Genomic DNA, 23,940 nt, shown 5'->3' with positions numbered 1-23,940 from the left:
CAAATCTACCTCCTCAAAAAATCATTTTTAATCCACTTTGAATATTTGTAAAATATGAGTAAATATAAAGTGTAACTATAGATGCCATTAAAAAGAAAATAGCAGATAGGACCTTATACTCCATAGATTTGTCCTGGCGTGCTACCTTAGATGCTGCAGTATTAAAAAGCGATGATGAAAGAGTCGATAAAATATCCACAGTTCTCCCTGTCCTATCCCCCTGCAGCAAAGCCATTGCTAAGACATTAGCCTCTGGCAGACTGACTTCATTTGCAAACTTTCTTAATGCCACCTCCTTTTCCCTTGTCATAATATACTCTGCAGCAAGCTTAGTTATTGCATTTCTCACCTCCTTCGACTTAGCCGACTGAGCTGTAATCAAAAATATATCTTCAAGCGGCACATCGGCTGTTGCTCCTAACTCAAATAAATCAACTATCTCAGGCATTTCCCTTCTAAATTTCTCTATGCGGTCTTTTCTCACCGACTGAATGTATAAATCCAATCCAAATATACTAAGCAAAATTAATAAAATAGCCTGTAAGTCCACCATTTTAGTTAAATAGATGTATATAACCGCAAATGAAAAAAGCCCTAAATGAGCTATAATATACGTCTCTGCTGTAAGCTTTAAAGGATTACCAGCCGCTTTAAGCATTTCATTTATCCTGTAAAGAAAACTCTTATTCACTGCTTTTCCTAAAAGCTTTGAAATTTCATCTATAGGCTTTATACGGTAGATTCTTTTTTTAAGCCTATAAATTTCATACTCCTTAATAGCTGTATAAATTAAAAAAGCCACTAAAGGCATCAATAAAAGACTGTAAATAATCTTTAACATCCCCTTTCAAACAGATGAATTAATATTTTTAATCATGTACAATCCAAAAATAATTGAAACAGCATTAGATACCGCTATAACCTGTCCTGTAACTGTACTTTTAATGATGTCCACAATATCAGGATCACTTGAAATATTCACCATAAGCAATAGATTTATGACTATCATGAGAAGTATTACAAAACTACCTACAGAAGCATTGGCTGACTTAATAGCTTCAAGTGAATAAAGTTTTTCCCCTTGGTCCTTAAGTTTTGCTATAGCTTTATTAAAATTGCCACCATATTTAACACTCATCTTTGCAAAATTAATAAACTTCCTAAACTCATTGTTCCCTGCCTCTGATGCCATATTGTCCAAACACTCCAACACGTTCATTTGCGTCTTTTCAAATAGAAAAACATTTCTTTCAATGATTGACTTTAAAGGATTTGAGATATAAGGTGCAGTAGATTTTAAAGCATTAATAATATTTCCCTCAATGTTGTAAAACCCCATAAATGTCGTCAAAAATGAAAGATACGCTTCTTTGACCTTTTTAGCATTTACAGCCGAGAGAAACATCATAAATGCAAATGGCAAATACAAAACTGCAAAAGCGTAAAACAATGCTGCAAACCCAAGACTGTGAAAAAAATATATAGACAAAGCTAGAATTACTAAACTGATTGCAGCCATATTTTTTGCATTAAGAAAAGGTAATCTTCTTTTTAGTCCTGACTGTGCAAGAAGTGCATCTATACTTTTTAAGATTTTATTTCCTTTTTCCGCTATAAAGCCTCTCTCGCTGAAATGCCACTCAATCAATCTTTTTTTAAACTTAAAACGTTCTACAGCAACCGCAGCAGTGTATATAATTAAAGACAGTATTACAAACTGAATAAAGCTTAAGTAGATCAAGCAGTGCTTCCCCCTTTCAAATCCAATATCTCTTTAACTCTGTAATCCTCCATAAAAACAATCATATCAAGACAGGAAAAAAGCATCTGCCTTAAATCCTCTATAGGGACATCTGTACCTGACCTCTTCATCAAAAGTATCAGTCTATCAACTACCTCTTTGGCAGAATTAGCATGAACAGTAGCCATGCTGCCACGATGACCTGTAAAGACAGCATTAAAAAAGTCCATAGCCTCTCTGTCTTTTATTTCACCTATAAAAATCCTGTCCATGCTCATAAGTAGCCCTAACTTTGTAAGTTCAAATAGCGTATAATCTTTTACTTCCGAATTATCTGAAATTCTTACAAGCTTACAGATAACATCCGGATGTTTTGGCTTAATTTCAAAAGTCTCCTGAATCAAAAGACCTCTCTCATCATAAGGAATTTCATTAATCAAAGCACCTAATAGCGTAGTCTTTCCACTGCCACCTTTACCGGCAATTACAATAGTTTTTCTATCTTTTACTGCACTTTTAAAAAGTTCTTTCTCATCAGCCGTAAACATTCCTTTTTCTACAAGCTCGTCAATGTTAAAACCAGTTGTAGGCTTTCTTATTGCAATAGACGGCGAAATAACATTAATGGGTTTAAGTGATATAACAATTCTCAAATTTCTTTTTCTGTCAGTAATAACCGCTTCAGCATTTGAATTTTCATCAAGCTTTCCGCCGCACATAGCCGCTATTTTATAGCAGTACTTTGTAAGTTTCTCTTCACTGCCGAAATTAACGGGTACCAAAGACTTCTGTCCAAATTTTTTAATATAAACAGTGTTAAATGAATTCACAAGAATATCAGATACCTCTGGATCATCTATGTATGTCTGAAGTGGTCCATATCCAAAAAGCACATCAAATATTTTTTGCATAAACACCTCAATGCTGCCCTGATATATCTTTTTGTCCACCACTATTTCCCTAATCTTGTTTTCCAAAATCGTACGAGAAGACACTCCATTTTCAATTTCTGCAACTAGCTTAGGGTATTTTTCAACCACCTCCGCAGTAATTTCCTCACAAGCATCTTCAACAGAAAAATTTGCATTTACATCATACTTCATAACATCATCAGGCACAAAAGGATCAATCAACGCCAATGCTTTTCACCTCTCTCATCGCTTTAATATTCTCTGTATCCTCAACGTCTTTGTCAATCAAACTTTTAACAATCATATCAACATCGCGAAATACGTTTTTCTCCCCATATCTTACGTTAAAAGTTTCTACACCGATAATCCTTTCAACCATGCTTATATCAACTTCGCTTTTCACCGATGTATTTAAAATAACTTTAAACTTATCTTTATCTATGCACCATCTTCCACAAACGAATTTAATCATTTCTGTAGTGTCCTCAACGCTCCAAATAGTTGGCGCTGTAACGCACAAAATTACATCACTGTTTTTTAAAGCTGTATAAGTTGACGAAAAAAACACTCCTGAGTTTGTATCAAGCAGAACATAATCAAATTCATCTTTCAATGCCTTAATCATTACTGAAAAGTGCTTCTCGCGAAATTTAGAAAAGTCGTTCATAGAAATGCCAGACAAAATCCACGTATTCTGCTTTTTATTCAAGTGATGCTTTATTATGGCAGATACATCCCGTTTGTCTTCAACTGCCTCGTAAATATCAGATTTATCGCTAAGCTCAACTCCAAAATATTTATGAATATGCGGCATAACCTCTTTAAAATCAGCTAGAACTATATTTGTCTTGTATTTCTTCAATGCCGCTGCAAAAGCTATTGCCAAAGTCGTTTTCCCTGTGCTTCCATTTGCACTCCAAAAAGCTATCGTTCTCTTTGGCAATCTCATCACCTCCAAATTTTTCTTCACTCTTTACTCTTGATTTTTCTAAAAGCATTTTTTCAAGCTCCTCAATATCGTCGCTGCTGTATTTCCTCTGAGAATACCCGTTAAAATAATTTCTGGGTACGGCATAACTTGCGCCATTGCTTGATTTTACATTGTCTACAGCCCTCCTTATGGATTTTTCTTTAATGTAGTTTTCTATTGTTTTTTCGAGAAAATTAATAGGACTTCTGATATCTCGTCCTTTCATTCTCTCTATGCATGTCTTAATATCATCATCACTAAGCATATACTTGTTTTTAAGCTCACCTATCACATCATCGTCTAAACTTTTTGACTGATTTTTTAAAATCCGTCCGTCCATCTCCTCTGAATGATTGATTGATGTATTCTTATGAGTAATATCCTGATGTAATCTATTGATATAAGGGAGATAGGTTTTTCCCACCTCTGGAGATGGACTTTTCCCATCTCCAGGAGATGGACTTTTCCCATCTCGGGAGATGGGCATGTCAGGGTATAAAGCCTTTTCATTTTCTACTTTGGGTTTAATAAATTCTCCGTCATTTTCTACTTCCTTATGGTTAATCTCATCCAATAGCATATCTACAAGTTCATTGTTTCGAACATAATATGTAACGTTCTTCTGTTTATCTATAAAACTGCAGTAAAGTTTCTCCTCACCATTTTTAATAAATAGCCGTCCTTCTTCTTTAGCTTTTAAAAATTCATTTCTGGAGCCATATCTTACTCCTATTTTGTCAAATGCAGACCTAAATTCATCAATAGAAAATCCAAGTTCCTCTATCCAACTATCACCTTCTTTATATGAGAAATGATTTGGTGCCGGTTCTAAAAACTTATAAAAGTAATTGTAGCCATATTTATCAAACCAGTATTCCAGTTGCTCAAAAAGAATTGCAGCCGTAACAGAACCTGTAATCTTTCTGTATTCCGGATGATATGGTATTATTCTGCTTGCTAAAGCAGCAGACCTGTTTCTCCTTTCCATGTTTAACCTCCTCTCTAATCTTTTCCTCTTATAAGGCAAAGACTAATTAAAAATCCTATAATTATTCCAAACAAAAAACCGGCTGCTAAGCCGGCAGTATAAAGAATACTCAAATTTTTATCTCATTTTATTCCTAAAATTTAAGATATACCGAAAATTGGCGAAATTAAATTGGAGGTGTTTAAATTGTTTCATAAAGCATCACATAAAAGATTAGATAATAAAGCTAGTGCCAAACCAGCACCACCAGCATATGGTTCAACATAATTGTAACTATTTAAAAAATTACAATCAATTGTTTTAGCAATAAATCTATATAAAAATCCTTTTCCTCCCGGATATCGTAAAGGAGAATAAGTTCTCATTTATATCTCCACCTCTTGTATAAAATAAAAACTTCTTTCTCTATAACATTACAATAGGTATAAATTAAAAGTCAATAATAAAAGCTTAAATATAAAGCACAAATTTGATTTAGTATATTAAAAACAACAAAAAAGCCGAGATTATCTATTGCTCAGCTTTTGTCCTAATTCTAATATTTTATTGTCATGATATAATGTCTTAATCACCATGTTATTCACATCTATTTGCACTCTATCAATCTTTTCGTTTATTTCATCAATTTTTTCGTGCACAATCTGTCTATCATCAAATAAAGCTCTTATTTTGTCAGTTACCTCATTATCAATTTTAGTGCCAAGTTTTCTTATCTCTTCTTTTGTAGTATGTATTTCCGACTTTAAATTAGTCATTTCTTCCTTTACAGTATATACTTCCGACTTTAAATTAGTCATTTCTTCCTTTACAGTATATACTTCCGACTTTAAATTAGTCATTTCTTCCTTTACAGTATATACTTCCGACTTTAAATCAGTTATTGCTTCATTTAAGTTTCCTATATTATCACTGATTCTTTCTAATAAAAAAAGAATTTTCTCCTCCTCCATCAACAAAAACCTCTCTTTTAGTCCAAAATTTTTCTCATAGATTTATTTTACGTTATAAAATTTAAAAATTCAATAGTATTTAAGACTCATCTTAAAGCTCTCTTTTCTGTCATGCTCATCCATTTCTCATCTTCTATGTCTTGCATATACTCATAAGATCTATTGACCTTTTTATGTACTTTTATCGCTTTTGGCAAATCAGCCGGCTTCCGTCCAAAGTCCTCTACAAATACTATTTTTTCATTCTTTGGTTCATATCTGTAATGATTTATACAGCTTTTTACCAGTGCATCATCACTTAATGCCCTTTTCTTAGACATCGACATTGCGTTCTGCCTCTGTAGTTCCATCATCCCTGCAATAAGTCCTTCCTCATATTCTCTTTCTTCTTTCCTCTTTCGCTTCACATATTCACCCGTCTCCTTATTATGCCTAATCTTATTCTCCTGCTTTTTTCTCTCTTTTTCTTCAGCATATTCAGGAAACTGCTTCAATATCTTCGATACTGCTTGCTTTGTTACACCAACTTCTTTTGCTATTTCTGTACATGTCAGCTTTTTTAAAAAGTACAATGCATAAACTTTCTTTTTATCGCACATATCATGTCCCCCTTTTAAGTTGACTTTTTGCTAACAACTTTTGGACATACTTCGGCTATATATTAGGTCTTTATCATCAGTTTCCAACCTTCCCCTACTTTTTCTATCCTTATTGGCGTTATTCTCATAAGTCCTTCCGCTATTTTTATCAGCAGATCTTTATTCTTAATTGGCCTGAATTCTGCCCACATTATTCTCTACCTGCCCTTCTTCATACATCTCTTTGATTCTTTTATACAATAGCTCAGCTAACGGTCTATAAAATTCTTCTTCATCTACTTCTTCATAACCGATTATTTCTTCACTGTCGGGCGTAAAATTATCTGCCATAAGTTTTTCTCGCGCTATTGTAGCTCTTACGATCGCTACTTTCATAAAAGGCATCTCTCCCATCATAAAATTTTCTTTTCCTTTTTCTTCAATTATAGAAGGATATATAAACTTTGTGGGAAGTAACAATTTAAAATAATTCTTCAATGGTTTTATTAAATAATTCAGCAATTTTTTTAGCAAGTTCTAATGTTGGATTTCGGATACCTCTTTCAATAGCACTGTAATATGAAAGAGATATTTCTAAAATGTTTGCTATATCTTTTTGAGTCAATTTTTGCTTCTTGCGTTCTTGTATCAACTTAAATTTTTTATCCATGAAAATTGCTCCTTTTAAATCTTTAATAACATTTTACTATACATAATGTATAGTGTCAATATGATTTATACGTTTTGTATTTAATATTTTTGGAATATACTTTATGTGATAAAATAAATTTGTACAGGATGTGATTATATGATTGGAGACAAACTAAAAAGTTTAAGGAAAATAAAGAATGTTACTCAAAAAGATATTGCAGATTATTTAGGGGTTTCACCTAGTGCTATTGGATTATATGAACAAAATAGAAGAGAACCCGATTTAGAAACAGTCCAAAAAATAGCCGATTTCTTCAACGTATCGGTTGATTATTTATTGGGTAGAACAAATAAGAGAAATGTAGATACATCAGATGATGTCGATGAAAGACTTCATAAAGTCATGCAGGAATTAGGTCCTGATATTCTTTTAGCATTTTATGATCTTCCTAATATGACTGATGAGGAAAAAGAGAATGTTATAACTTTACTTGAAGGCATAAAAGCAAAACGAGAAAAGCAAAAGAAAAAAGAGTGAAAGTTAAAAATAATTCAAAATATTATATAGACAAATGGTTGTTATGGTGCACATTGTAATACATTAATATTCAATAAAGGAGCAGGAATGTGGGAGATCCTGCTCCTTTACATTTGTAATGATTTCTGATGCTACCAGCGAACACTGTGGGAATGTTTTTCTATAATATCATACTTATTTATTTTTTACTTTTCTCTACATTATTTAGAATTGTCAGTTTACAATTATAGTATCAGCTCCGGAAGTATATGAATAATATTATTTTCATTTCATCTGTCTTTGCAAAAAATATTATTGAATATTTTTAATAATCATGGTAAAATGTTCTTATACAAACATAAGTTTGTTTTTAAAAAAGGGGACAACCTATGTACCTTACTATGGCACAAAAAGCTAACAAATTGCTATTAAAATACAATATTGTAAATTTCCCTATTAATATCGACATAATTGAATACATAATCGAAAATGAGGGCCTGGAAATTGAATTTACAAGCTCTATCAAAAAAGCTGTAATAATTGATAATACAATTTATATGAATAAACCTGATAATATGTCCGATTATCGCTCTTTTGTCATTCATGAGTATGGCCATTATACATATCAATGTGGAAATATTGAATATCTGTCAAACAAAAATAAATATGAAATGAAAGCTCAAGCATTTGCCGCATACTTCCTAATGCCAATTGGTGTTTTCGAAAAGCATCTTGAATTAAACCAAAATGATTACGAACTCTCACACGACTTCGGAGTAACATTAGAACTGATAAAATTCAGAAAAGATTTAACAAAAGCTCTCATTGACAGCGGAGAATATAACTTATTAGTGTATAGCTTGTACTTTAATAAAAATGATGTTGATAACATAATAGATTATGAAAATATTTATTTATATCCTGATAATCCATATGAAGAATGCTATTTATAAAGGGGGCTATTAATGAAAGCAGCAGCATATTGCAGATTTAGTTCAGATAATCAAAGAGAAGAAAGTATCGATGCCCAATTAAGAGCAATAAAAGAATATGCAGAAAAAAATAATATTGAAATTGTAAAGATCTATGCTGATGAAGCTAAATCAGCAACAACCGATGATAGACCACAATTCCTTCAAATGATTAAAGATAGTGAAATAGGTATATTTAAAGCTGTAATAGTACATAAATTGGACCGTTTTGCCAGAAATAGATATGATAGCGCTTTTTATAAAAGACAGTTAAAAAAGAATGGAGTAATAATCATTTCTGTACTTGAACAATTAGATGATAGCCCTGAAAGCATTATTTTAGAAAGTGTTTTAGAGGGTATGGCTGAATACTACTCAAAAAATTTAGCACGAGAAGTCATGAAAGGTTTAAAAGAAAATGCTTTTAATGCGAAATTTAACGGAGGTATACCACCTCTTGGATATAAAATTGTAAATGGAGAATATCATATCAATAATGAAGAAGCTGAAGCTATAAAACTTATTTTTGACCTATATGCAAAAGGTTATGGCTATCGTCATATAATTGATGAACTAAATTTAAAAGGATATAAAACGAAAAATGGCAATAGTTTTTCTAAAAATAGTTTATATGGAATTCTAAGAAATGAAAAATATACCGGCAAATATATTTTTAATAAAGGCACAAAGACTAATCATAGAATAACAAAAGAAGACGTGATAATTATTGACAACGCTATTCCTGCAATCATTGATAAAGATTTATTTGAAAAAGTCCAAAAGAAAATAAACGAGCGGAAAATAGAACGAGGAGCCAATACTGCAAAAAGAACTTATTTATTATCTGGACTTGTCTATTGTGGTATATGTGGCTCTAAAATGGTTGGATGCTTAAGCCGTGGAAAATATGTCACATATAGATGCAATAGAAAAGATAGAACAAAGCAATGTACAAATAAAGATATAAACAAAGACAGATTGGAAGTTTTTATTGTAGAAGAATTAAATAAGAAGATATTTGATCCAGAAGTAGCACCAATATTAGCAAAACTCTTGAACGAAGAAAATCAAAAACTTAATAAAGAAAAATTTGAAAAAATAGCAGCATTGAAGAAAAATTATAACAAAATAGAGTCACAAATAAGAAACATTGTCGATGCTATCGCTGAAGGCATGTACCAACCAATTATGAAAGAAAAAATGAGGGAACTTGAAGACAAGAAAAACGAAATTCTCTATAGCCTTTCAGAAATAGAAAAGAAGAAAGAAACAAGTTTTATTACTCCTGAAATAATCATGGAAATATTCGATGCAGATAGAGAAGTAATTAATTCATCAAATAATCCACAAAAAATAAAAGAGGTACTGAAAAAATATATAAAAAAAGTCATCGTCCATCCAAACGAAATAAAATGTGAATTCTATTTCTGGATAGGAGATGATTTCCGTTCTTTGGAAGTAGCGGCGAGTGGAGTCGAACCACCGACACTGCGGGTATGAACCGCATGCTCTAGCCAACTGAGCTACGCCGCCATGTTTGGTTGCGGGGGCAGGACTTGAACCTGCGACCTCCGGGTTATGAGCCCGACGAGCTGCCAACTGCTCCACCCCGCGATGTATTATTCAATTGGTGCCGGAGACCGGAATCGAACCGGTACGAGCTTTAAAGGCCCGCAGGATTTTAAGTCCTGTGCGTCTGCCAGTTCCGCCACTCCGGCAATCACATTTATCAGCGACATCATTAATTATATTACATAAAACAGTATTAGTCAATACCCTTATGGATATATTATTTACACACAACGCTATTAATTATTTATCTTTACCATCATTATCTCTTATAAATTTTTCTACTACAGCACCTTCTAAATTATCCCACTCACTTACAGTAATGGAAGTGCAATTCAAAAGCTCCAATACCGTATAAACTATTATTGTACCTGCAACTATAATATCTGCTCTTTCGGGTTGCAAACCATTTAACAGCTTTCTTTCATTAAGGCTTAAAGACATCATTAAATCAAGCAGCCTTTTTATGTCCCCCTTTTTGAGCACATATCCATGGATCAATTCTCTCGAATATATCCTTAAATCCTGTGACATAGCTGCAAGCGTCGTTATCGTACCACCTATACCAACAATATCACGAGGTATGTCTTCGTTGTCGCCAATAAATGGTGTAAGCATATCAGTTACATAAAGCCTTATGTTATTGTACTCGTCAACCGAAATAGGATCGCTTTTTATAAATTTTTCCGTAAGTCTGACTGCACCAATGTCAAAACTTCTTTTTATAAGATCGTCTTTGAAATAAGAAAATTCAGTACTACCACCACCCACATCCAGTACCAGCACATCATTCTTTTTTATTCCATACGATGCCCCTAGATATCCATAAAGGCTTTCTGTCTCACCATCGACTATATCCACATCCAAACCAATATTTAACAGTTCATCAATAAAATAACTGGAGTTCTTAGCATCCCTTACGGCTGATGTGGCAAAAGCATATATGCTCTGTGCTTCGTAATTTTTCGCATCATCCAAATATTCTTTTATCGTGTTTACACTTCTTGCAATTGCATCATTACTTAATTTGCCGCTTTTAGAGACAGATTCACCAAGCCTTGTTATTTTTACATCCTTCTTTATTTGCCTAATTTCATTATTTTCCACATCACATATAAGATGACGTATTGAATTCGTTCCTATATCGATAACAGAGCACCTCATAATAGTCCTCCCAAATAAAAACCTTCGGGCTATACCCGAAGTTTTTAATAATTAGCGTTCCTTTTATAGCCGCCGCCTCTTCGCTTTGAATCAAAATTCTTCTTAAGCTGCTGCTGCCTTTCATCAGAGTCTTTTAAAAATTTCGATATTCTTTCTTCAAAAGATATGTTATTATTCCGATTGCTATAGCTTTCGTTATCATAGCCTTTACTATTTTTTGCAGGTTTTGGCTTTGGCAAAGCCTTTTTTATTGACAAGCTTATTCTTCCGCCCTTATCCATAGAAAGAATCTTTACTTTCACCTTGTCATTTTCTTTTAAAAACTCGTTGATGTCTTTAACATAGGTGTTAGCAACTTCTGATATATGAACTAACCCTGTTTTGCCCTCTGGTAATTGAACAAACGCTCCAAAATCTGTGATATTTAGAACAGTTCCTTCAACTACCTCTCCTACCTGAAATGGCATATAAATGTTTATCCTCCCTTTGATTTATTTGATTACTAATATGTTTATTATATATTAAAAAGTTCATTCTATCAAGCATCTTAAAAAATTCTTATTCTAATTTGACGAATCTTTGCTATCTTTAGCCGTATCTACGAACATAATCTCTCCTTTTTTTACAAGTCCTAATTTTTGTCTTGCCTCATTCTCTATAAATTCATTTGTCTTAATATATTTTATCTGATTATTTAATTTTTTATTCTCCTCTTCAGCAGCATTCACTTTAGAAGTAACCGCGTTTAACCTATTGTCTAAAATATTCAAAGTGATTTGTTGTTTAACGAACGTAAATGCGACATATGCGACAAAAAGAAGTAACAATATTGTTTTAAATTTAATTTTACTTCTTTCCTTCATAACTTCAACAGACCTTTCGAAGTATTTTTGTTTTTTATTGTTTTAAAAATATATTCGACATCGCAACTAAAAATCCTTTATTTTTTTTCTTAAAAATATTAAAATGTGATATTATGTTGTAAACTAGTGTGAAAGGTATGCCGAGCATTTTTGTGAAATATTTGATTGGCATAATCAGCATATTATATGCAACTATAAACGGATATGTTACAATTTTATATATCTTTATAAATATATTTTTTGCAATTCTATAAACAAGCAGCAATAGCTTTATAACAAAGTGGCTTAACAGTATATTGTATAAAAGTATACCAATTATGAATCCGAGAAATGAATAAAATCTTATTTCAGCATAGTTGCTTATGTATAAAAAAAATATGAAGACAATCGTTCCTAATATCCAAAAAATAATGTCTCCTATATCTGTCGCAATTCTCTTAGGTTTTAATATAATCCTTATGATCTTATATATATCGTATAAAATAGCAATTATTATGCCACCATATAACATGACAAGAAATGAATAAAGCTGACTTTGTACATTCATTACCATTTACATTATACCCCCTCATATTATATTATATTTATGTGAGATTTTGATATGATTCGTTTAATACGCCAACCAATATTTATATTAAATTTCCCTAAATCTCAATGCTTCAACTATTTTTCTTAAAAGTCATAATAAAATCTAAACAAAGGAGAAATTAAATATGAGTGTTGTATTTGTTTCAGGACATAAAAATCCAGATACTGATTCAATTTGTTCAGCAATAGCATACGCTGATTTAAAAAGGAAAGCCGATAAAATTGACGCTATTCCTGTAAGGCTGGGACCTATTAACAGAGAAACACAATTTGTATTAAACTATTTTAATGTAAAAGAACCACTATTGATAGACAATGTATTTACACAGGTTGGCGACATTGCTTATGATAAGCCTCTTACCATAAGTGAAAAAGCACCTATGTATGAGGCATGGAATGTATTATTAAATAATAACTCTAAAACTATAGTAGTAGTAGATGATGAAAATAAATTAAAAGGCATCGCTACTATGGGAGATCTTGCAAAAGCATACTTAACATCATCCCAAGAATTATCAAATTACAATATTCCTGTTGAGAATATTACAAAGACGCTAAATGGAAAAATAATCGTAAAAAATAAGGAATTCATAAGAGGTGATATAATCGTAGCTGCCATGCAGACAGAAAGCGTCGTAAGCAGAATAAAGTCAGGCATGACGCTGATTGTAGGAAATAGGGAAAATATTCAGTTGGAGTCCATAAGAAAAGGTGCCAAGACAATCATAATCACTGGAGGTGAAGAGCCGTCAAACGCAGTAATAAACGAAGCTAAAAAATTTAGTTCAACATTAATAGTCGTACCTTGCGATACATTTGACACTATAAAGCTAATAAATCAGTGCCTCCCTGTGTCCCTTATAATGATTAAAGACGATATTGTCACTTTTAAAGACAGTGATTACATAGACGACGTCAGACAAACCATGTTAAAATACAGGTACAGAAATTTCCCTGTTGTGGATGATGACGGAAAAATATTGGGACTTTTAGCAAGACGGCACATATTAGACTACGATAGAAAAAAAATAATACTTGTTGATCACAATGAATTATCACAAGCCGTAGATGGAATAGAAGATGCCACGATTCTCGAAATTATTGACCATCACAGAATAGGTGGCATTGAAACAAATCAACCAATACTGTTTAGAAACCAGCCTGTAGGCTGTTCTTCTACAATCATTAACAAGATATATGAAGAGAGAGGAATAACACCTGATAAACATATAGCAGGGCTTATGTGTGCTGCAATTCTATCGGATACGCTTGTATTTAAATCGCCAACATGTACCCCTGAGGATATAAGGGCCGCAAAAAAATTATCCGAAATAGCAGGAATTGATATAGAATCTTTCGGCAAAAAAATGTTTGAAGCCGGGACATCGCTAAAAGGTAAAACTGTAGATGAAATATTCTATATGGATTTTAAAGAATTTTTAATCGGAGACTTTAAAATTGGCATAGGACAGGTAAACACTCTGTCAAGTATTGGAAACCTTAAAAATGATCTTCTTAAATTTATGGAAGAAGAAAGGAAAAACAAAAACTTTGATATGCTATTGCTTATGCTTACAGATATTATAAACGAAGGATCTTTGTTTTTATTTGCAGGCAATCACAAAGATCTATTGGAAAGAGCATTCAATATAAGTATAGACGATAACAATTTTTACCTGCCGTATGTTATATCGAGAAAAAAGCAAGTTGTACCACCAATAGCAAAAGCGATAAACTCGAATTAGTTTATCGCTTTTGTCTTAGATAATCTATTATATCTCTAAAATTTTCAAAAGGTATGTATGAAATATTATTTTCTTCACAATATTTTTTAAGTACGTCTTTGGCAAACAACTTATCAGCATATCGTGATACGCAAATATCTGAGTAACCATCACCAATAAAAATAATTTCTGAACTTTCCCTTTTGTACTTTTTTAAAACTTCCAGCTTGCAAGATCCACATTTGTCACAATCAGGAGACGTATTAAATGACGCAACAATCTTGCCATCGCAAAAATCCAGCTTATTGCTGTAATAATCAATGTTTATATCATATTTTTTTAAAATAGTCTTTATATTAAAATCATACCCATCACTTACTATAATAATTTTATAACCACGGTCATTGCAAAAATCAATAAAATCTTTAAAATAACTGTCAATTTCTATATTGTCAAGCAGTGTTTTTAACTTTTTTTCATCCATGTCCATAAGTTTAAATGTCTCTAATGCACATTCTTCTGTGGTTATTTTGCCTTCTTCCCAGTCTTTTTCTATGTCCTGCCATCCATCCTTTGCAAAGGCCTTTACCATGGCATAGCACGTATCTTCCTTTGTTATCGTACCATCAAAATCGATAAGTATATAAGTATCCATGTAGCATCCCCCTTTAGATCATACACTATAATAATACATGATTTAGGGAACTACATCAATCATTATCTCACCTAAACATTCTGCTTAAAAATCCGCCAGATTTCCCAATTATTCCACTTCTATCACTGTATGTAATACTTATGAGTTCACCATCTATCGATACATTGCCGTCATCTAAATTCAACTTATTTATGTGAAGTTCTTGTCCTTTAATTGTCAAAAGGCCCATTGACGTTTCCAGTATGACAGTCTCATCGTCAAAGCTTACAACATTGTCTACTCCTGTTATCTGCATCTTTTCTCTGTTTTGCACAGAAATATTTTGTGCCTTATTGGTGTTTGTCCCTCTTCTATCATCCATCATAACACCTCCTCTTTTAGAATAATTCTATGTCCACTATGTGATTTTTAGAACTTAAAAGAGAGCTTTTTAGGCTCTCTTCATTTCCAAAGCTTCACAATATTTAAATTTTTAAAGTAATGCATGATAATGTCGTTTGCCTTTGCACCATCTTTTGCCATCTGATATGCTCCCCATTGGGACATGCCAACACCATGCCCAAAACCTCTGCCTTTTATCGTTAAATTATTACCATCGAAGCTGACGTTATCAAGCATTGTAGACTTCATCTTCTCGCTTCCAATGGCAATTCTAAAATCCGGCGCATTTACAGGTATTTTATCGAAGTTAAGATAAATAGTTCTTCCAGATATACCTTTTGTCCCTATTTTTACTGTGCTAAAATCATTAATGTTTACGCCCATTTTATTCAATGCATTCAAGACTTCCTGTTTTGTAAATGTGTAAGTCCAGTGCCTGATGTTTGCCGGCGCATCTTTGCTATCGTTAGACTTAACACTTTCAATATAGGGAGGCTCTGGTTTTTTGTAATTAAGCCCTTCTTTCGCTAATGCAGTCCTTCCTGCCGCATACGAGTGAAACCACGCATCTATATATTTTCCATCATATACTGCCACCAATCCCCTTGTCTCATTTACAGCTCTTTTTATATTTGAATTGATATTTGCCGGATTCCATGCCTGTGCTTCTTCAAAATCAGTCGATATATCAGCATCATCGTATTTAGACTTTCTAGTATCAACAAAATTCAACACATAACTTCTTGCTAAAATAGCCTGCGCTTTTAAAGCCTCTATAGGCCAATCGTTTTTGATTTCACCTGCCACTGTACCCATGACATATTGCTCTAAAGGCATTGTCTCAATCTTTCCTGTTTGTGCTATATAAATCTTTAAAATCGGTTCTTTATTGGCACCACGGCTGATTTTAGTCGGTATCTTAGGCAGCGATACTTGTTGTTTTGTATTTGGCGACGGTTTCTTTGACGGAGCAGCACACGATGTCGCAATAATCATAAAAGCCAAAAATAACAAAAATACTTTTATTTTAGCTCTCAAAAAAAATCCCTCCCATACAAAATTCGCTCCTATCTTAGTATGGGAAGGATTATACATTTTAATTCTATATAAATCATTAAAGACTATATGAGCCTATACATTTTCTCAGCATCTTCTTTTAACGCATGCTCTTTTAAATCTAAAACTTCTGCCTTTATAACTCTGGTCCCAAAATCTATCTCTATGATATCGCCAACTTTTAAAATATCTCCTGCTTTTGCCACCTTGCCATTTACCGATACCATTCCTTTGTCACAGGCTTCTTTTGCCACCGTTCTTCTTTTTATAAGCCTTGACAATTTCAAGAACTTATCAAGCCGCATTTTATCGTCCCCCAAAAAAGATAATCAGGTCATACGACCTGATTTTTATGCATTTACTAAATCTTTTAAAGCTTTGCCTGCTTTAAATACTGGTGCCTTTGAAGCAGGAATCGTAATTTCTTCTTTTGTCTGAGGATTTCTACCCTTTCTTTCTGCTCTTTCCCTTACTTCAAATGTTCCAAAACCTACTAGCTGTACTTTGTCACCTTGCTTTAGTGCCTCTTGTACTGCATCCACAAAAGCATTTAATGCTTTCTCTGCATCTTTTTTTGTTAATTCACTTTTTTCTGCAATCTTTGTAACAAGATCCGCCTTATTCACTATAATACCCTCCTTAGTAATATATACTACTCTTATTTATTCTTCACAAAACTTAAAAATCCTGCTAATTTAAGCTTATTTTTGTACTTTTTTATTAAAATTATGCATCTTAGCCTCATTCCATAGAAAATCCATCTCAGATAATGTCATGTCTTCCATTTTATGGCCCATCTTTTCTGCTGAATCTTCTATGTACTTAAATCTGTCGATGAATTTTTCAATGGTCTTATGGACAGCAACTTCGGGGTCAATTTTTAAAAACCTTGCAACATTTACGATAGCAAAAATTAAGTCGCCTAATTCTTCAATTTTATCACTTTCGTCTTCCCCTTTATACACCTCCTTAAATTCATTTAATTCTTCATAAACTTTTGCCATAGCATCGTCTACATTGTCCCAGTCAAATCCCACTTTCGCTGCTTTTTCTTGAACTTTGTAACCCCTTATTAATGCTGGCATAGACCTTGGAACACTTTTTAATTCATTTGCGTGGGACTTTAAGCCTTTTTCATCTTTTTTTATTTCATCCCACCTTTTTAAGACATCATCTGAAGTAGCTATTTCCTCACTTCCAAAAACATGAGGATGCCTATACACCATCTTTTTACACTCTGCATCGCATACATCGTGGAAATTAAATGCTTTCCTTTCATTTGCAATCTGAGAATGAAAAACCACCTGTAAGAGAACATCCCCAAGTTCCTCAAGCAAATTTTCATCTGAATCATTTTCTATTGCATCAATTGCTTCATAACATTCCTCAATTAAATACCTTTTTAATGTATTATGATCCTGCTCCCTATCCCAAGGACAGCCATTCTCGCTTCTGAGCCTTGCCATTATGTCCAGCAAATCATCAATATCATATCTTTCCTGAAAAGTATTTTTTACAGGCGGTAAAAATATAGATGTAAGGTAATCAATCCAGTCGATTCTGTCAATAGAGTACAATGGCATCGTCTCAATTCTTTCTTCGCCTTTTATACCAGCTCTTTTTATAACTGTAACTAAAAAATCATCGCCGTAAATATCCATCAGCTTAAGCTTTACATCTGAAGCTACCCTTCTGTTGTATACCTGTGTTACTAAATTATTACACCTTTTATCAGGTTTTATACTATCTAATGATAGCCCATCGATAATTTTAAATCCATATATAGGATCTACTTTTAACTGGTTGATAACAACATCAACAAAGCTCATTGCAGGAACAACTTCTACTTTTATATCGTCACTCCCATTTAAAAACTTTAATAAATACTCTACAGTCTTTTCTGCAACAAACGGATTACCAGGGACAGCATAAACTACATTTTCATATTTTTCGGCAATTTCTATTATTTCCCGAGTAATATTATCATAAACTTCCTCAAATGTCGAGCCTTTTTCATATATTTTGTCAAAAGTTTCGAATTTTAGGCCCATTTCTTTTAAATATTTTACAACCGGATGTTTCTCTGTCCTTAAATATAATTTATCAGCATTTTTCATCTTCTCTATTGTTCCAATTGTCATTTGATCAAATGCACCAGGTCCAAGTCCTACTATTGCTAAATTACCCATCATTTCACCTCCGATTATTTTAATTTATATTATACCATTGAATTGATATAAAAAAACAGAATTCTACACACTATAGCCAATATTAAAAAATTTACTTAACTTAAAATTTATTAATATGCTAAATAAAAGCGATTGAAAATTTCAACTAGTTAAATTATAATATATTTTATAATAAAAGGGGGGAGGCCAATTTTTGATGGATGTAGTTAAATTAGGGAAAAAAATTAGAGAAGAAAGAAAAAAACTTTTTTTAAAACAGGGTGATATATCTGGTGATGAATTTTCAAAAGGTTATATTAGTTTGATTGAAAAAGGGAAAATAAACCCTTCATTAAAAGCTTTAGATTTCATCGCAAATAAATTAAACAAACCATTGGTGTACTTTCTTGATGACGACTACAAAGAAAAAGCAGAACTTATGGAAGAAATTGGCATGTACAAAAAGGTGCTTAAACTAGTCATAGAAAGCAGAAAAGCACTTGACAGCGGAAATTACAACGATGCAATAATGCTTTATGAAAAAGCTTTAGAGTGTAAAGTCGATGATTTTACTTTAAATATAATCAGTTTTTATCTAGGTAGGACATACGTTAAAATCGAAAATTACAAATCTGCATTGGATTTATTTAAAAAGTGTTTACCTTATTTCGCTGAAAGTTCCTCTTATGAAATATTGGTAGAAATATACTATAATTTGGGACTTTGTTATGGAAATCTACAAAATTTCACTACATCACTTACATATTATTTAAAGGCTATCGACGAATTCGAAAAAAGCAGTATAATAAATTATGAGCTTAAATGCAGGATATTGTATAGCATAGGAACTCTTTACAACAAGATGGGAGAACTGATAAAATCACGAGATTATTATTTAAACTGCTTAAATTACGCAACCAAAACAAACACAGTCAATTATATTGCTAAATGCAATAATGGACTTGGCCTCGTAAGTTACAAACTAAAAGAATACAAGGATGCTCTCAAGTACATTAGAAAGTCTTTAGTAATAAGCAAAGCATTAAATATAAAAAGCGACATTGCCAATGAATATAACTATTTAGGATTTGTCTATACTGACCTTAAAAAATACGACATAGCAAAGAAATATTTTTTTTATAGCTATGCTATATATAAAGATCTATCAGATAAAGTAGGCATGGCATACAACCTTACAGAGTTAGGAAGAATCGAGTTTTATACTGAAAATTACGATAAAGCTCTGGAATACATAAATGCGTCAATGAACATAGTTAAAGAATTAAACGAAGAAGAAGAAATGGGAAGATTGTATATTTTGTTGGGCAGCATTCATTTAAAACTTAAGGATTTTGATTCATCTATGTCAGAACTGACTAAATCTGTAGAAATACTTAAAAGGCTGGGGCTTAAAAGAGATCTGTCAGATGCTTACAAAGCTTTAGGTAATTTATATATAGATATTGGAAAGCCTGATTTGGCTAGTGAAAATTTTAATAAGTCTATTGAACTTCTGTGTGACTATTACAAATAGGAGGCATTTCAATTGAAATCATTATTTATATTTTTTGACAAGCTTGTTGATACTACTTTTCCCGCATTAAGACACAGAAATTTTAGATTGTTCTGGTTTGGACAAATGATATCGCTAATAGGCACATGGATGCAAAACATTGGCCAAGATTGGTTAGTCCTTAAATTGACTAATTCTGCATTCCTGTTGGGTGTAGTCAGCGCCCTTCAATTTTTGCCTATGCTTTTTTTATCTCTTTTTGCCGGTGTTATAATAGACAGATTTCCAAAAAGAAAAATACTGATATTTACGCAGTCCTGTTTGATGGCAACAGCCTTAGCACTGGCAACACTTACTGCATTTAACCTTATTAATTATTGGGAAATACTCATTTTAGCTACTATTATGGGTTTTGTAAACACCGTAGACAATCCTACAAGGCAATCATTTATCATTGATTTGGTAGGAAAAGAAGACCTGATGAATGCAATTTCACTTAACTCCTCCATATTTAATGCAGCCAGAATCATAGGTCCCGGAATAGCAGGTGTACTAATTGGCGTCCTTGGTTATGCCTTGTGTTTTTATTTAAACGCATTAAGCTTCATCGCTGTTATAACAGGACTAATTCTAATTGATGTAAAAATCAGCAAAGCAAGGACTATACTTCAGAAAAAAGACATAATAGTTGATATAAAAGAAGGCCTTTTATACATTAAAGATACTCCGATAATAATGGTTACAATACTCATGGTTGCAGTTTTAAGCACATTTGCAATAAATTTTAATGTATTGGTACCTGTCTTTGCTAAGAATACTCTTAATCAAAATTCGACAGGATATGGCTTCCTTATGTCATCAATGGGTGTTGGAGCATTAATAGGTGCACTCACACTTGCAACTTTAAGCAAAAGGGGCGCAAAACCTTTTTACCTTATCGCCGGAGGATTTGGTTTGTGCTTATTTCAAATCTTAATTGGTTTTCAAAGCTATTATTGGCTGACAACGGTACTTCTAGCTTTATCAGGATTTTCTATGATTACTTTTTCTGCATCAGCAAACACTACAGTACAGCTTAACTCTGACAATAAGTTTAGAGGCAGGGTTATGAGCGTTTACTCTTTGGTATTCGGCGGTGTAACGCCCATAGGAGCATTATACGCAGGCAGCCTTGCAGAAAAATTGGGAGCACATATAACATTTATCATTAGCGGTATAATTGGCATTCTGTATCTAATGTACGTCATATTATTCCAATACAAGTACAGTTATGCCAATGGTATAACCGATCAAGACATATAAATTCAGGACCGACTTTTAATAGAGCCGGTCCTCATCATATATAAGCTTGGCGGACGGAAACATCTCTATAGCTCTCGGCAAAATCCCTTGTACATACGCAATCAAAAGCCCATAATTTACAATTGGGATATCTTTATCCTTTGCATACGATATTCTATACATCATTTCTCTTCTATTAAGCATACAACCACCGCAATGAACTATAAGCTTGTACTCATCAAGATTATCAGGAAATGTCATACCACTAGAAAAATCAAATTGAATATCTCCTCCAACAATTTGCCTTATCCACCTAGGTATCTTAACCTTTCCTATGTCGTCCGATTGTCTATGATGTGTACAGCCTTCCGCAATTAATATTCTATCACCTGGTTTAAGTCTCTCTAAGGCCTTTAACCCCCTTGTCAATTCATCAAGATCACCTTTATATCTTGCAAAAAGGATTGAAAACGATGTTAAAGGTATATCCTTTGGTGTATCAGCACTTACTTTTAAAAAAGCTTGAGAATCTGTTATAACTAATGACGGTTTCTTTCCTAAGTTTTCAAGAGTTTCCTTTAACTCGTACTCTTTAGTTACAACCGCAATTGCATCATTTTCAATCACGTCTCTTATGACTTGCTGCTGCGGCAATATAAGCCTTCCCTTAGGCGCTGCTTTGTCTATTGGCACGACTAACACGACAAAATCACCAGGATTTATTAAATCAGATACTAATGACAACTCTCTGTCATCGTACGGCGCCTTTTTTATTATCTGCCTTTTAAGCTCTTCTATGCCGTAACCGCTATTGGCGGATGTTTCTACAAGCTCTAATTTAAGTCTTTTTTCCCATTCAGTTTTTTTGCTAAAATGGAAATCAACTAAATCTACCTTGTTTACAACCCCAACAACAGGTATATTTTTCTCTTTAATCTTTTTTAAAATTTCTTCCTCAAATTCAGAAGGTCCTATGGTACCGTCTATAATCAATAATGCTAGATCTGTTCTATTCAATACCTCATACGTCTTTTTAACTCTAAGCTCTCCAAGCTCTCCAGTATCATCAAGTCCTGCTGTATCTATAATTACCACAGGACCTATAGGAAGAATTTCCATAGCTTTTTGAACCGGATCTGTTGTAGTCCCTGCAACATCAGACACAATGGCTATATTTTGATTTGTAAGTGCATTTATAATGCTTGACTTTCCTGCATTCCTTCTTCCAAATATGGCTATGTGAAGCCTCGATGCATTTGGCGTTGTATTCATCTACCTTCTCCTCTCAATCTTTTTAAACCCGGTATCCCCGGTTTTGTCATTTCATACTCATTAAATATTACATCAAGCTGGTCTTCTGAAAGATATTTTTTCGCAACCTCCCTAATTGTCTTGCCGCTATTTTTTGCTTCCTTTGCTATTAAAGAAGCTTTTTCATATCCTATATATGGGCTTAATGCTATTGCATAAGAGAGGCTGTTTTCAACCATTTCTTTAAGGTGTTCGCGGTTTGCTTTTATGCCTTTTATGCATTTATTTATAAATACATCTATCGCATTTTTAAGAAGGTCAATTTCATTAAACAGGTTATATGCAATAAGAGGCAATGTAAAATTAAGCTCAAACTCGCCAGCTTGTGCCCCCAACGTTATTGCATAGTCACATGACAAGACTTGATAAGCCGCCTGCTTTACAGCCTCCGGTATTACAGGGTTTATCTTTCCTGGCATTATGGATGAACCTGCTTGAACTTCCGGAATTGTTATTTCCATAAGTCCACATTTTGGGCCTGACGACATAAGCCTTATATCATTTGATATCTTGATGAGGTTAGTAGCTGCAGCTTTTAGTAGACCTGATACTTCTACGAAGACATCATTGTTTTGCGTCGGGTCCATCATGTACTCGGCTCTAGCAAGGCCTATACCTGTTATATCTCTCAAAATCTCTATTACAGAATAGATATACCTTAAGTCAGCATTTAACCCCGTTCCTACAGCAGTTCCTCCTATATTTACCTGCCTTAATCTTTCTTCTACTTTATATATCCTCCATCTATCTCTAGATATTGCTTGAGCATATGCTCCAAATTCCTGCCCCAGCATCACAGGTACTGCGTCTTGAAGCTCAGTCCTGCCCATTTTAATCACATCTTTAAACTCATCTTCTTTTTCCTGCAAAGCCTCTTGAAGCTTTGCAAAACTTTCACTTAAAGGCTTTAAAAGTCTTATGGCTGCTATTCTAACGGCTGTAGGAAAGACATCATTTGTAGACTGGCTTAAATTTACATGGTCAACAGGGCTAACTATACTATAATCGCCTTTTTTGCCTCCAAGTATTTCTATTGCCCTGTTTGCAATGACTTCGTTTATATTCATATTTGCCGATGTGCCTGCGCCGCCTTGAAGCGCATCAACAATGATTTGGTCGTGAAGTTTACCTTCGATTATCTCATCACATGCAATAATTATAGCATCTGCAATTTTTTTATCAAGCAGTTTTATATTCCTATTGGCTATAGCTGCAGCTTTTTTTACTTCAGCCAGCGAAATAATAAGCTCTCGGTGAATAGATTTGCCAGATATATTAAAATTTTCGTGAGCTCTTAGGCTGTGAATGCCGTAATACGCATCATCTGGAACTTCCATATATCCTAAAATATCATGCTCTATTCTGTAACTCATTTTTTCACCTTCTCATA

Annotated in this window: 29 protein-coding genes and 3 tRNA genes; 6 read left to right on the top strand and 26 right to left on the bottom strand. The window is 33.3% G+C overall.

All coding sequences use genetic code 11. The features are described 5' to 3' along the window. Nucleotides 1-13: 13 nt before the first annotated feature. The 11 genes from TTHE_RS01405 to TTHE_RS01365 all read right to left on the bottom strand — a co-directional run bounded on the left by TTHE_RS01405 (nucleotide 14) and on the right by TTHE_RS01365 (nucleotide 6,808). A complete protein-coding gene (locus TTHE_RS01405; RefSeq protein WP_013296837.1) occupies nucleotides 14-841 on the bottom strand; it encodes a type II secretion system F family protein in 828 nt (275 codons plus the stop codon). A 6-nt stretch (nucleotides 842-847) separates the two neighbouring features. Further along, nucleotides 848-1,741 (bottom strand): type II secretion system F family protein, encoded by an 894-nt coding sequence (locus tag TTHE_RS01400; RefSeq protein ID WP_013296836.1) that lies wholly within the window; start codon nucleotides 1,739-1,741, stop codon nucleotides 848-850. Next, a complete protein-coding gene (locus TTHE_RS01395) occupies nucleotides 1,738-2,880 on the bottom strand; it encodes a TadA family conjugal transfer-associated ATPase (protein WP_013296835.1) in 1,143 nt (380 codons plus the stop codon). The genes TTHE_RS01400 and TTHE_RS01395 overlap by 4 nt, the downstream gene beginning before the upstream one ends. Further along, complete coding sequence (locus TTHE_RS01390) at nucleotides 2,867-3,595, bottom strand: CpaE/TadZ family protein (protein WP_132774352.1); 729 nt, start codon at nucleotides 3,593-3,595, stop codon at nucleotides 2,867-2,869. Before TTHE_RS01390 ends, TTHE_RS01395 begins: the two co-directional genes overlap by 14 nt. After that, nucleotides 3,480-4,610, bottom strand: a complete 1,131-nt coding sequence (locus TTHE_RS01385) for a hypothetical protein (protein WP_013296833.1) — start codon at nucleotides 4,608-4,610, stop codon at nucleotides 3,480-3,482. Before TTHE_RS01385 ends, TTHE_RS01390 begins: the two co-directional genes overlap by 116 nt. 191 nt (nucleotides 4,611-4,801) lie before the next feature. Then, entirely contained in the window at nucleotides 4,802-4,975 is a 174-nt protein-coding gene (locus TTHE_RS13860) for a hypothetical protein (protein ID WP_013296832.1), read from the bottom strand. Between the two features lie 141 nt (nucleotides 4,976-5,116). Continuing rightward, entirely contained in the window at nucleotides 5,117-5,560 is a 444-nt protein-coding gene (locus TTHE_RS01380; protein ID WP_013296831.1) for a coiled-coil domain-containing protein, read from the bottom strand. 86 nt (nucleotides 5,561-5,646) lie between these two features. Next, complete coding sequence (locus tag TTHE_RS01375) at nucleotides 5,647-6,159, bottom strand: terminase (RefSeq protein WP_013296830.1); 513 nt, start codon at nucleotides 6,157-6,159, stop codon at nucleotides 5,647-5,649. 62 nt (nucleotides 6,160-6,221) lie between these two features. Continuing rightward, nucleotides 6,222-6,350: a hypothetical protein gene (locus TTHE_RS14765; protein WP_013296829.1), complete on the bottom strand. Its 129-nt coding sequence runs from the start codon at nucleotides 6,348-6,350 to the stop codon at nucleotides 6,222-6,224. Continuing rightward, the gene (locus TTHE_RS01370) at nucleotides 6,325-6,636 is read right to left on the bottom strand and encodes a hypothetical protein (RefSeq protein ID WP_231292699.1); all 312 of its coding nucleotides are present in this window, start codon (nucleotides 6,634-6,636) and stop codon (nucleotides 6,325-6,327) included. Before TTHE_RS01370 ends, TTHE_RS14765 begins: the two co-directional genes overlap by 26 nt. Further along, on the bottom strand, nucleotides 6,620-6,808 hold the full coding sequence (locus tag TTHE_RS01365; RefSeq protein ID WP_013296827.1) for a helix-turn-helix transcriptional regulator: 189 nt from the start codon (nucleotides 6,806-6,808) through the stop codon (nucleotides 6,620-6,622). The genes TTHE_RS01370 and TTHE_RS01365 overlap by 17 nt, the downstream gene beginning before the upstream one ends. 138 nt (nucleotides 6,809-6,946) lie before the next feature. Here TTHE_RS01365 and TTHE_RS01360 point away from each other — a divergent pair, with 138 nt between their 5' ends. The 3 genes from TTHE_RS01360 (at nucleotide 6,947) to TTHE_RS13855 (ending at nucleotide 9,777) form a co-directional block, all read left to right on the top strand. Then, a complete protein-coding gene (locus tag TTHE_RS01360; RefSeq protein WP_013296826.1) occupies nucleotides 6,947-7,327 on the top strand; it encodes a helix-turn-helix domain-containing protein in 381 nt (126 codons plus the stop codon). 380 nt (nucleotides 7,328-7,707) lie between these two features. Next, nucleotides 7,708-8,259: an ImmA/IrrE family metallo-endopeptidase gene (locus TTHE_RS01355; RefSeq protein WP_196793646.1), complete on the top strand. Its 552-nt coding sequence runs from the start codon at nucleotides 7,708-7,710 to the stop codon at nucleotides 8,257-8,259. A gap of 12 nt (nucleotides 8,260-8,271) precedes the next feature. Beyond that, entirely contained in the window at nucleotides 8,272-9,777 is a 1,506-nt protein-coding gene (locus TTHE_RS13855) for a recombinase family protein (RefSeq protein ID WP_013296824.1), read from the top strand. On the opposite strand, the gene TTHE_RS01350 is transcribed toward TTHE_RS13855, so the two are convergent. From TTHE_RS01350 to yabQ, 7 genes are all read right to left on the bottom strand, one after another. Further along, nucleotides 9,737-9,810 (bottom strand) — tRNA-Met (locus TTHE_RS01350). The genes TTHE_RS13855 and TTHE_RS01350 overlap by 41 nt on opposite strands. 5 nt (nucleotides 9,811-9,815) lie before the next feature. Next, nucleotides 9,816-9,891: transfer RNA gene (locus TTHE_RS01345), tRNA-Met, on the bottom strand. 14 nt (nucleotides 9,892-9,905) lie between these two features. After that, nucleotides 9,906-9,995, bottom strand: a tRNA-Leu gene (locus tag TTHE_RS01340). Between the two features lie 94 nt (nucleotides 9,996-10,089). Continuing rightward, nucleotides 10,090-11,010, bottom strand: a complete 921-nt coding sequence (locus tag TTHE_RS01335) for a Ppx/GppA phosphatase family protein (RefSeq protein WP_013296823.1) — start codon at nucleotides 11,008-11,010, stop codon at nucleotides 10,090-10,092. Between the two features lie 44 nt (nucleotides 11,011-11,054). Next, nucleotides 11,055-11,477, bottom strand: a complete 423-nt coding sequence (locus TTHE_RS01330) for a S1 domain-containing RNA-binding protein (RefSeq protein ID WP_013296822.1) — start codon at nucleotides 11,475-11,477, stop codon at nucleotides 11,055-11,057. Nucleotides 11,478-11,573: 96 nt separating this feature from the next. Continuing rightward, nucleotides 11,574-11,873, bottom strand: coding sequence for an FtsB family cell division protein (locus TTHE_RS01325; protein WP_013296821.1), 300 nt, complete (start codon nucleotides 11,871-11,873; stop codon nucleotides 11,574-11,576). 34 nt (nucleotides 11,874-11,907) lie between these two features. Continuing rightward, nucleotides 11,908-12,426: a spore cortex biosynthesis protein YabQ gene (yabQ, locus tag TTHE_RS01320; RefSeq protein WP_013296820.1), complete on the bottom strand. Its 519-nt coding sequence runs from the start codon at nucleotides 12,424-12,426 to the stop codon at nucleotides 11,908-11,910. A 160-nt stretch (nucleotides 12,427-12,586) separates the two neighbouring features. Between yabQ and TTHE_RS01315 the strand changes: the two genes are divergently transcribed. Next, a complete protein-coding gene (locus tag TTHE_RS01315; RefSeq protein WP_013296819.1) occupies nucleotides 12,587-14,206 on the top strand; it encodes a putative manganese-dependent inorganic diphosphatase in 1,620 nt (539 codons plus the stop codon). Nucleotide 14,207: 1 nt separating this feature from the next. Here the strand turns inward: TTHE_RS01315 and TTHE_RS01310 are convergent, their stop codons facing one another. From TTHE_RS01310 to yabN, 6 genes are all read right to left on the bottom strand, one after another. Then, complete coding sequence (locus tag TTHE_RS01310; protein WP_013296818.1) at nucleotides 14,208-14,840, bottom strand: MtnX-like HAD-IB family phosphatase; 633 nt, start codon at nucleotides 14,838-14,840, stop codon at nucleotides 14,208-14,210. 67 nt (nucleotides 14,841-14,907) lie between these two features. Beyond that, nucleotides 14,908-15,204, bottom strand: a complete 297-nt coding sequence (gene yabP / locus TTHE_RS01305; RefSeq protein WP_049774882.1) for a sporulation protein YabP — start codon at nucleotides 15,202-15,204, stop codon at nucleotides 14,908-14,910. Between the two features lie 77 nt (nucleotides 15,205-15,281). Continuing rightward, the gene (locus TTHE_RS01300; protein WP_190317050.1) at nucleotides 15,282-16,217 is read right to left on the bottom strand and encodes a SpoIID/LytB domain-containing protein; all 936 of its coding nucleotides are present in this window, start codon (nucleotides 16,215-16,217) and stop codon (nucleotides 15,282-15,284) included. Nucleotides 16,218-16,342: 125 nt separating this feature from the next. Continuing rightward, complete coding sequence (locus TTHE_RS01295; protein WP_013296815.1) at nucleotides 16,343-16,582, bottom strand: RNA-binding S4 domain-containing protein; 240 nt, start codon at nucleotides 16,580-16,582, stop codon at nucleotides 16,343-16,345. A gap of 45 nt (nucleotides 16,583-16,627) precedes the next feature. After that, entirely contained in the window at nucleotides 16,628-16,903 is a 276-nt protein-coding gene (locus tag TTHE_RS01290) for an HU family DNA-binding protein (protein WP_013296814.1), read from the bottom strand. A 75-nt stretch (nucleotides 16,904-16,978) separates the two neighbouring features. Next, nucleotides 16,979-18,466 (bottom strand): bifunctional methyltransferase/pyrophosphohydrolase YabN, encoded by a 1,488-nt coding sequence (yabN, locus tag TTHE_RS01285; protein WP_013296813.1) that lies wholly within the window; start codon nucleotides 18,464-18,466, stop codon nucleotides 16,979-16,981. A gap of 196 nt (nucleotides 18,467-18,662) precedes the next feature. On the opposite strand from yabN, the gene TTHE_RS01280 reads away from it, so the two are divergent. After that, entirely contained in the window at nucleotides 18,663-19,979 is a 1,317-nt protein-coding gene (locus TTHE_RS01280) for a tetratricopeptide repeat protein (protein ID WP_013296812.1), read from the top strand. Between the two features lie 12 nt (nucleotides 19,980-19,991). After that, nucleotides 19,992-21,260 carry an MFS transporter gene (locus TTHE_RS01275; protein WP_013296811.1) on the top strand — a complete coding sequence of 423 codons (1,269 nt, stop codon included), beginning with the start codon at nucleotides 19,992-19,994 and terminating at the stop codon, nucleotides 21,258-21,260. A 15-nt stretch (nucleotides 21,261-21,275) separates the two neighbouring features. Here the strand turns inward: TTHE_RS01275 and hydF are convergent, their stop codons facing one another. Then, complete coding sequence (hydF, locus tag TTHE_RS01270; protein WP_013296810.1) at nucleotides 21,276-22,511, bottom strand: [FeFe] hydrogenase H-cluster maturation GTPase HydF; 1,236 nt, start codon at nucleotides 22,509-22,511, stop codon at nucleotides 21,276-21,278. Further along, nucleotides 22,508-23,923, bottom strand: coding sequence for an aspartate ammonia-lyase (locus tag TTHE_RS01265; protein WP_013296809.1), 1,416 nt, complete (start codon nucleotides 23,921-23,923; stop codon nucleotides 22,508-22,510). Before TTHE_RS01265 ends, hydF begins: the two co-directional genes overlap by 4 nt. Between the last annotated feature and the right edge of the window lie 17 nt (nucleotides 23,924-23,940).

It is taken from the genome of Thermoanaerobacterium thermosaccharolyticum DSM 571, assembly GCF_000145615.1.
Classification (GTDB): Bacteria; Bacillota; Thermoanaerobacteria; order Thermoanaerobacterales; family Thermoanaerobacteraceae; genus Thermoanaerobacterium; species Thermoanaerobacterium thermosaccharolyticum.
This window is presented reverse-complemented; position numbering and strand designations above follow the sequence as displayed.